Below are 1,663 nucleotides of genomic sequence, written 5' to 3' on the forward strand. Positions count from 1 at the left end.
GGCCCAGAGTGTGTAAAAACACTTTCTTATCTTGCGTGCTTCAGCCCATTGCTCCTAGGCGTGGCGATTTCCCGATTATTTACCACGATCAGCGCCGGTAACGCTTCAGAGCGCGTATGAAGCGCTTTGGCACCTCTTGGGGCAGTAAAAGCTGGGCTTTTACGCCGCCATCGCCTTCAACAAGCCTTCGGTGCCGATGATTTTCATCACCCGCTTCAAGTTATAGGCGAGCACATTCAAGCTCATTTCTGCGCTCACCCCGTTCAGTTTTCGAGTCAGGAAGTGCGTTGCCCCCATCCATTGTTTGAGCGTCCCGAATGGATGCTCAACAGTCCGCTTTCGAACCCGCATCATCTCCGGTGCTTGGTTCAGCCGGCGTTGCATTTCCTCCAGCACAGCTTCATGTTCCCAGCGCCTTACTCGACGATTTGTGCTTGGCGTGCACTGGGTTTTCAGCGTGCAACTCTGGCACTTTGAACTCCAGTAGCAGTGCATATTCATGCCTTTCTCAACGCTGGAGAATCGCCAGATCAGTGCCTCTCCCGCCGGGCAGGTGTATTCGTTTTTCGTCGAGTCATACACGAAGGCATCTTTGTTGAATCGGCCATCAGCCTTGGCGCTTGAAGTCATTGGCTTAGGCACGTAGGCCGTGATGTTTGCGTCGTGACAGGCAAGGATTTCTTCACCCTTGAAGTAGCCTCGGTCAGCCACCACGGACAGCGTTTCTGCGCCGACAGCTTCACGAGCCTGCTTCGCCATTGAACTGAGTTGGTCACGGTCTGAACCGCTGTTGGTGACCTCATGAGCAACTATTAAATGGTGCTGCGTATCGACAGCCGTCTGCACGTTGTAGCCAACGATACCGCTGCCGCGCGTCATCATCGAACGGGCATCCGGGTCGGTCAGCGAAACCTGTTTGTCAGGGGAATCGTTGAGCTGAGTTTCGATCCCCTCAAGCTCTTTCATCTGCGATTTGAGCTTGGCGATTTTATCTTCCAGGCTGGCAATGTCTGGCGCGGAGGCGCTAGGAATCTGTCGATCAGCCGCATCGAGCGCAGCCAAATAACGGCTGATGCTCGCCTCGATTTCTTCCATGCGCCGCTTCAGTTTGGCGCTGGTGAAATTGCGGTCACGGTTGTTCACTGCCTTGAATTTGCTGCCGTCGATGGCAACCAGGTTTTCGTCAAACAACCCCAACTGCTGGCAGAGCAAAACGAACTGGCGGCAGACGCCGCGAATGGCCTTGCTGTTGTCTTTTCGGAAGTTGGCGATGGTCTTGAAATCGGGCGTCAAGCGCCCGGTCAGCCACATCAGTTCAACGTTGCGCTGAGCTTCTCGCTCAAGACGGCGACTCGATTGGATGCGGTTCAGGTAGCCGTAGATATAGATCTTTAGCAGGACAGCGGGATGGTAAGCAGGTCTACCGGTTTCGGCTGGAATGACGCCATCAAAACCTAGCTTGGCCAAGTCGAGTTCATCGACGAAAACGTCAACCACCCGAACCGGATTGGTATCGCTGACGTAGTCGTCGAGGCTTTCGGGAAGTAAGGTGCTTTGACCTCGATGTTCACCCTGGATAAACCGTTTCATGGGCGTCCCTTGCGATGAGATTCTCGGAAATCATAGCAAGGGTTTACCGGGATGTTTTTACACACTCTGGGCC

The 1,663-nt window shown here is 54.1% G+C and carries 1 protein-coding gene; it reads right to left on the bottom strand.

The window, feature by feature from the left end; genetic code table 11:
* Nucleotides 1–159 precede the first annotated feature (159 nt).
* Nucleotides 160–1,590, bottom strand: a complete 1,431-nt coding sequence (locus FIV35_RS29400; protein ID WP_023108662.1) for an IS1182 family transposase — start codon at nt 1,588–1,590, stop codon at nt 160–162.
* Nucleotides 1,591–1,663: the final 73 nt, after the last annotated feature.

This window comes from Pseudomonas rhodesiae (genome assembly GCF_007858255.1).
Classification (GTDB): Bacteria; Pseudomonadota; Gammaproteobacteria; order Pseudomonadales; family Pseudomonadaceae; genus Aquipseudomonas; species Aquipseudomonas rhodesiae.